This window comes from Anoxynatronum sibiricum (assembly GCF_039414295.1).
In the GTDB taxonomy this organism is placed as follows: Bacteria; Bacillota; Clostridia; order Peptostreptococcales; family Tindalliaceae; genus Anoxynatronum; species Anoxynatronum sibiricum.
Map to the genome: position 1 here is coordinate 82,914 of NZ_JBCITM010000015.1, position 6,791 is coordinate 89,704.

General features: G+C 53.6%; 6 protein-coding genes. All 6 read right to left on the bottom strand.

Translation table 11 applies throughout. The features are described 5' to 3' along the window. Positions 1-106 precede the first annotated feature (106 nt). The 6 genes from AAIG11_RS13250 to AAIG11_RS13275 all read right to left on the bottom strand — a co-directional run bounded on the left by AAIG11_RS13250 (position 107) and on the right by AAIG11_RS13275 (position 6,523). Complete coding sequence (locus AAIG11_RS13250) at positions 107-1,270, bottom strand: ABC transporter substrate binding protein (RefSeq protein WP_343186713.1); 1,164 nt, start codon at positions 1,268-1,270, stop codon at positions 107-109. Between the two features lie 566 nt (positions 1,271-1,836). Further along, positions 1,837-3,231, bottom strand: coding sequence for a glucuronate isomerase (uxaC, locus tag AAIG11_RS13255; protein WP_343186714.1), 1,395 nt, complete (start codon positions 3,229-3,231; stop codon positions 1,837-1,839). 64 nt (positions 3,232-3,295) lie between these two features. Beyond that, positions 3,296-4,078 carry an SDR family NAD(P)-dependent oxidoreductase gene (locus AAIG11_RS13260; RefSeq protein ID WP_343186715.1) on the bottom strand — a complete coding sequence of 261 codons (783 nt, stop codon included), beginning with the start codon at positions 4,076-4,078 and terminating at the stop codon, positions 3,296-3,298. Positions 4,079-4,198: 120 nt separating this feature from the next. Then, positions 4,199-5,428 (bottom strand): UxaA family hydrolase, encoded by a 1,230-nt coding sequence (locus AAIG11_RS13265; RefSeq protein WP_343186716.1) that lies wholly within the window; start codon positions 5,426-5,428, stop codon positions 4,199-4,201. 13 nt (positions 5,429-5,441) lie between these two features. Further along, positions 5,442-5,819, bottom strand: coding sequence for a UxaA family hydrolase (locus AAIG11_RS13270; RefSeq protein WP_343186717.1), 378 nt, complete (start codon positions 5,817-5,819; stop codon positions 5,442-5,444). 38 nt (positions 5,820-5,857) lie between these two features. Next, the gene (locus AAIG11_RS13275) at positions 5,858-6,523 is read right to left on the bottom strand and encodes an RraA family protein (RefSeq protein WP_343186718.1); all 666 of its coding nucleotides are present in this window, start codon (positions 6,521-6,523) and stop codon (positions 5,858-5,860) included. Between the last annotated feature and the right edge of the window lie 268 nt (positions 6,524-6,791).

A 6,791-nucleotide genomic window follows, 5' to 3' on the forward strand; every position in this document is an offset into this window, starting at 1 on the left:
GTGGACTGACTACTGCAGGCTGTTGCAAACTGTTGCCGGCTGTTGCCGACAGCTTGTGTTCGTGGATTGTGGCGTTTCTTTCGCCACCGAATGAGAGCCCGTTTGTTTATTCGGTGCTTTGATAGATTTCATCGGCAATGAGCAAAATCTCAAAGGGCGGCTGGTATCCGGTACGCTCAGCCACCGCCATGTTCAGAACAATGCTGGGGGTGTCACCGTAGACCTGAGGCAGTTCCCCGGGGTTTTCGCCCCTGAGCACCCGCCCAATCTGGTCTGCCCCAAAGCGACCCACACCTGTAAAGTCGGCCCGGTACAGACTGAGAAGCGCTCCGTGACGCACTTCTGTGGCCCCCAACTGTGAAAACACAGGGATTCCCGCTTCGTACAGGGGGGTTAACAGCCGTTCCAGCTCCTGGTTGTCCCGGGTGCCCGCCGTCATGTACAGGGCGTCCACTTCGCCGGCCAGTTCTGTGTAGGCTTGCAGCAATTCTTCGTGGTATCGATCCCGGTCTTCTTCTCCGGAGGCTTCTGTCACGATGCGGGTCACCAGTTCAAAACCCCGTTCTTCTTTCAGCGATTCCAAATCTTCCAGAGCGGCATAAATACGCCCTTCCAGGGAATCTTCGTAGACAAGCCCCAGTTTTTCAAACGCAAAAATATCATGGAACACTGCCACCTGCCGCTTGTAGCGGTCTGCATCCATGTGGGCCCACAAATGGTCTTTTCCTGAGTTGTGGGGTGATTCGATGATTCCTGCCTGAACGGCATTGCTGGTGGAAAATACCAATGTGGGCGTTTCGTGATCAGCTGCTGCCATCACTCTGCCGAAGTAAGTGCCCAACACAATCATCAGATCCAGATCTTGTGTTTTCTCCACCCGATTCACCAGTGCTTCTGTCGCGTCGTCATCAAGCAGGGAATAATGGGCATCTTGAACAAAAGTGACGTAGGAGCTCCCATTGTTCGCTTCCACCCACTGCCACATGACCAGGCTGTCTTCCTGGCCTTCTGTGAAAGGAATTTCATCTGGATTAATATCAATCCACCCCAATTCCTGCAGGCCTATCAGGAGACCATGAAAGGTACCGGCAAAATTGGTGAAGGGGTCTGTTTCCGCATAGCCAATGCGCAGAGGTGGCCCCTCGAAATCGGCAGGAGGCCCTGTTTCTAACACTTCTGCCCCACCTGCTCCAACGGCTCCTGCCTGCAGTACCAGCAGGCCTGTCAAAAGGGCTATCACCAGGGTGATGCTCCCTATTCTTTTTTTCATGGTTATCGCTCCGTTCCTTGATTGTCTTCAGCCTGGCAGCCACTTGTCTTCAGTTTGCTATGCACTTCTTCAAAGTTGCATTTGTACTCGTTCAGTATAGCAGGTTTTTAAGATTCAGACTATTGTCTATTGCGATACTTTCTTTGATTTGTGACATTATTTTAGCAATGTTTCCTTCACGCACTTTCATCGCCTATTTGACATTTTCCGATGCATTATTTTTCATTTACAAGCACGCATTCACCCCTGCGCTGTCGAAGTGGAATCGTTGAAAAGATGGATTCTTTCACCTGTACCATAGCAGATTTCACAGGCCTCACCCATTTTTGGGGTAATTAACCTTATTTTTGGGGTGATTGCCTATTTTTAGGGGTAATTGCCTATTTGATTTTTCATCTCGTTGTTATTTCCCAAGTAGCAGCCTTTCTTGATTCGTGATTTCAGGGTAGAAAAAAAGCTCCCGGAAGTTGCATCTGGGAGCTTTTTCAAAAAATGCTTACTGGAATGCCTGTTGGAATTTATAATGAAATGTGCTGAAATACTTACTGAAATGCTTGATGAAATGCTTACTGGAGTCCGAAGAATTCCCGGGCGTTATGGTAGCAGATATTTTCCACCACCTGCTTCAGTGCGGCTTCACCGGAGAAGTATTCGCCCCGTTCCACCAGGGATCCCAGGTAGCTGCAGAGCATGCGGCGGTAAAGTTCATGGCGGGGATAGCTGAGGAAACTGCGGCTATCGGTGAGCATGCCAACTGACAGGCTGATGGGGTACAGGTTGGCAACGGCTTCAAACTGGCGCTGAATGCCATAGGCCTGATCGTTGAACCACCAGGGGGCTCCCAGCTGCACCTTGGCCCGGGTGCCGCCCTCGCAGAAGCCGGCGGCCAATATGGCGAAGGTTTCCATGAGCACCGGGTTCAGGGGATACAGAATGGTTTTGGGAAGGGCTTCCCGTTCTTTCAGGTAGTTCAGGAGTGTCCCCACGCTGCGAACAGAGGTGGTGTCGTCGGTACAGTCGAAGCCGGTGGAAACGCCCACCTGTTTTTCCATCACCTTGTTGGCACCCTGATAAGTGCCGATATGAAGCTGCATCACAAAGCCCTGGCGGTGGTACATCTGCCCCATGACTGCCAGACAGGCGGATTTGTAGCGGTTGATTTCCACAGTGGTGAGAGATTCACCTTTGGCGGCTTTTTTATAGATGGTTTCCACCTGTTCTTCGGTGAAGTCGGCCCAGGTGAAATCGGCAATGCCGTTGTCACTGATCATGGTGCCGATGGCTTTGAAGTCCTGCAGCCTTCTTTCCAATGCTGTCATCATGCTGGCAAAGGAGTTGACGGTTATGCCGGTGACGGCCTCCAGCTGGGGCAGGTAGCCGGGGAAATCAGCCTTTTCGCAGTAAAACACCTTGTCGGGGCGGAAGGCGGAAAGAACGCGCACCTTCAGACTGGGATCTGCCAGCATTTTTTCGTGATATTCCAGGGAATCCACCGGATCTTCGGTGGTGCTGGCCACTTCCACTTTGGAAACCTCCATGCACCACCGGGGGGTCATTTGCTTTTCCACGATCATGGCCTTGGTTTGTTGGTAGATGGCTTCGGCGTTTTCAGGGCCCAGGGGTTCGTCGATGTCAAAATACCGCTTCAGTTCAAGGGCGCACCAGATATACAGGGGGTTGCCGATGAGCTGGGGCATGATTTGCGCAAAGGCCAGGTATTTTTCATAATAGCTGGCGTCGCCGGTGATGAGGCGTTCGTCGATGCCAAAGGTACGCATGGCCCGCCATTTGTAATGATCTCCAGCCAGCCACATCTCTCCCAGATCTTCAAACACGTTGTTTTCGCAGATCTCTTTTGGTAGCAGGTGACAGTGGTAATCGATGATGGGCAGGTCTTTGGCATAGGCATTGTAGAGATGCTTGCCGGTTTCATTGGTTAAAAACAGGTTTTCTGAGAACATGGTTCCTCCTTCTCTGCAGGCCGTCGGCCTGCGGGGTGAATGATTTTGGGTGAACAGGCGGCGGCTAAAAGCCGATGAGGGCGCCCCCGTCCACCGGCAGGCAGATACCGGTGACAAATTTGGCGGCATCGCTGCAGAGGTACACGGCTGCCCAGCCGATATCTGCCGGTTCACCCACTTTGTTCATGGGGGTGCGGCCCAGAATTTTGGCCTTGCGTGCCGGGTCATTATCGGTGGCTTTCCGGAACATGGGGGTGTCGATCCACCCGGGGGCAATGGCGTTCACTCGAATGCCGTCGCCGCTGATTTCGCTGGCCAGGGTGCGTACCAGTCCCAGATAGGCTGATTTGGCGGCGGCATAGCCCATGACAAAGGGCTGGCCGATGAAGCTGGTCATACTGGCGGTGAAGAGAATGCTGCCACTTCCCCTTTGGCGCATATGGGGCACAAAGGCTTTTGAAAGGGCAAAGGCACCGGTGACATGCACCTTCATGACCCCTTCAAAGTCTTCCACGGTCATTTCTTCCACAGGCTTTTTACAGTGGTTGCCTGCATTGTTGATGAGAATATCCACCTGGCCGTGGGCTTCAATGAGCTCCGCTGCCAGTACTGGTGCCTCCTGGGTATTGGCCACGTCATACTGACGGTAAAAAACACTGCCGGGGTACTGGTCGCAAATGGCCTGGGCGGTTTCCGGCAGACTGCGGCCCAGCATAACCACTTTGGCACCGGCGCTGACCATGCATTCCGTCATGGCCAGACCCAGTCCGGTGGCACCACCACTGATGACGGCGGTTTTTCCCGCCAGGGAAAAAATTTGGGAATAGGATGATTCCGTCTTTTTCACTGATCTTCACTCCTCACAGCCGGTTTTTTGGCTTTCTTTTGCCGGCGTTCTGATATCAATATGGTCAATATGTGCTGGTGTATCGATTGAGTCCCATGATTTTTAATGAATTGAGGCTCTTTATGTGTCGCATCTGCGAGGTTTCACCACGTCTTTTTCCTGGTACTTATAAGGAATGAAATATTCTTTATGTCCCTGTTCTTCAGCCTTGGTTAACTGACCACCGGCCACGGCAGTCACCAGCTGCACCAGGCGGGCGGTGGCGTCCTCCTGGGTGCATGCGCCCCGGAGCATGACGCCGGCGTCCACGTCCATATCGTCGGACATGTGCCGGTAGGTGTCACTGTTACCGGTGATTTTCACCACCGGAGCCACGGCAGAGCCCACAACACTCCCCCGTCCTGTCACCAGAAAAGTGAGGTGACTGCCACTGGCGATCAGGGCCATGAGGCCTTCGTTATCGTTGGGGTTGGTAATGCCGAAGTTCATCCAGTGGGGGTCGGGGGTGGTGTCCAGCAGCCACAGGCCGGGATGGGGCGGGTTGGCACCCACTTTCAGCACGCCCTGAATGGGCCGGGAGCCGCTTTTGATAAAAGCACCCATGCTTTTTTCTTCGATGGTGGAAAGCCCGCCGGCGAAGTTGCCGGGACTCACGGAATACTGGCGCACGGCTTTGCAGTAGTCAAGGGCTTTGTCGTAGGTGTTGGCCAGGGCTTCCCGGGCGGCTTCGTCGGCTCCCCGGGCCAACAGGTGGTCCCGCAGGCCGATGGCTTCCACAATTTCTTCAAAAATAGCGGTGCCCCCCTGATCCACCAGCCAGTCGTAAAACCGACCCACCAGCACATTGCCTGCCAGGCCGCTGGTGTAGTCACTGCCGCCGCATTCGGCGCCAATCACCAGATCGGCAACGCCCATGGGCACCCGGGGGGTGTTCTCCAGCTGCTGCTCCAGGTCTTTCACCAGTGTCAGGCCTTTTTCAATGCTCTTTTGGGTGCCGCCGGCGTCCTGTATAAAGAACCATTCCGCGGGCTTTCCCTCAGCGGCGGCTTTTTCTGCCAGCCATTGGGGCTGAATGTATTCGCAGCCCAGGCCCACTGCCAGCACCGCCCCCACATTGGGGTGGCGTATGAGGGCAATGAGCATGCGCACGGCGTATTCATTATCGGTGCAGCCCTGAAAACCCACCACTTCCACCTCTTGATGGTCGGTGCGTTTGACGATTTCCTTGGCGACAAAGCTGGCGCATTCAACGGTGTAGATCACCAGCACCTTGTTGCGAATGCCTTTTTTTCCCTGGGACCGTTCATAGCCCAGCCATTGCATTGGTGACGGTGAGGTATCCTGATTCATGACGCTTCCTCCCTTATTCATAGCGGGTATCCGTCGGGGCACCGGTGTGGGCATCCAAGTGGGACGACCGTTCATCGTACAGGCTGCGCATGCAGTGGAGATGCACCCATGCACCCTTTTCAACGGGCATGGTGGTGCAGCCGATGACCACGCCGTATTTCACAATGGGTGTTTCTGCCGACATGGCGCTCAGGGCGATTTTATGCCCCGGGGGAATCACTTCCACCGCCTCCAGAGAAATGGATTCTCCTGGAGGAAGGCCTGTGAGGGGCACCGGCCCGGGAGAAATCTCACCCAGTGCCGTAGCCACATTGTCTGTCGGGTCAATGACAAAGGCTTCTGAATTGGAGAGGTTCTCAGCTTCTTTCACAGCTTCTGTTGGCTGTTTCATGGCACACCCTTCTTTCTGTTGGTTCCATCTTATTCCGTTTATAGGATGCCGAAGGTGCGGAAGGCTTCGGTGGCGGTCATGCCGTCTTCGATGGCTTTGCGCACCACTTTCTCTCCGGCGGCTTTTTCCAGTGATTTTTCAATGACTTCTGTGGCAATGCCGGCGGGGATGATGAGTACGCCATCGACGTCGCCGAACACAATGTCGCCGTCTTGAATGGTTACCTGGCCGATCTCAATGGGGCAGCGGAAATCCACCACCTGGGTGCGTACAGAAGAATCCTGGGCGTAGCAGCCGTTGCTGAACACGGGCCAGTTTTGCTCCAGTACCTGGGGCGTATCCCGGTGCCAGCCGTTGACCACAGCTCCCACCGCTCCCCGCACCCGGGCCGTAGCGGTGAGCAGCTCACCCCAGTAAGCACACCGCTTGGTGCCGCCGGTGGCAATGTAGATGTCGTTGGTTTCCAGCTGGTCAAGGGCTTCGGTGAGCAATCCAAAGGGTTTTTTCTGTTCGCTGAACACGTCAATCATCAGCACTGTCATGGCTTTGCCTGCCAGCTTCATATCTTCCCGCATGGGGCGGACATCCTGGGGAAGAAACTGGTGGTAGTAGCCCATGACATCCAGAATATCACCCACCACAGGGGTGTAGAGTTTTTCTTTCATAAGTTGGAACATTTCTGTTTCATTTTGCCATAAAGACATGAAATTGCCTCCTTTTTCTCGGTTTTGATTTTCGGCTTTGGTTATGGCTTCGGCTTTGGCTTTAATTTGGGTTTTGGTTTTGATGTGATAGGTGCCTGTTGCCTTTTTCTTCTGAATGATTGAATGATTGAATGATTAATGACTCAACTTTCCCACCAGTTTTTGACAGATAATCCGTCCGAAATCGGCTGAAAGTTATGTACTTGCAAATAACCTACATCTTAGCGTATCGGGAACTGCATTTAAGAATACATTCATAATCTGATCT

What these genes read in the sequence shown, in the direction of transcription:
- uxaC (WP_343186714.1), bottom strand. Translation starts at nt 3,231, where the DNA reads ATGTTCTCAGAAAACCTGTTTTTAACCAATGAAACCGGCAAGCATCTC.
- AAIG11_RS13265 (WP_343186716.1), bottom strand. Translation starts at nt 5,428, where the DNA reads ATGAATCAGGATACCTCACCGTCACCAATGCAATGGCTGGGCTATGAA.
- AAIG11_RS13270 (WP_343186717.1), bottom strand. Translation starts at nt 5,819, where the DNA reads ATGAAACAGCCAACAGAAGCTGTGAAAGAAGCTGAGAACCTCTCCAAT.
- AAIG11_RS13275 (WP_343186718.1), bottom strand. Translation starts at nt 6,523, where the DNA reads ATGTCTTTATGGCAAAATGAAACAGAAATGTTCCAACTTATGAAAGAA.
- AAIG11_RS13250 (WP_343186713.1), bottom strand. Translation starts at nt 1,270, where the DNA reads ATGAAAAAAAGAATAGGGAGCATCACCCTGGTGATAGCCCTTTTGACA.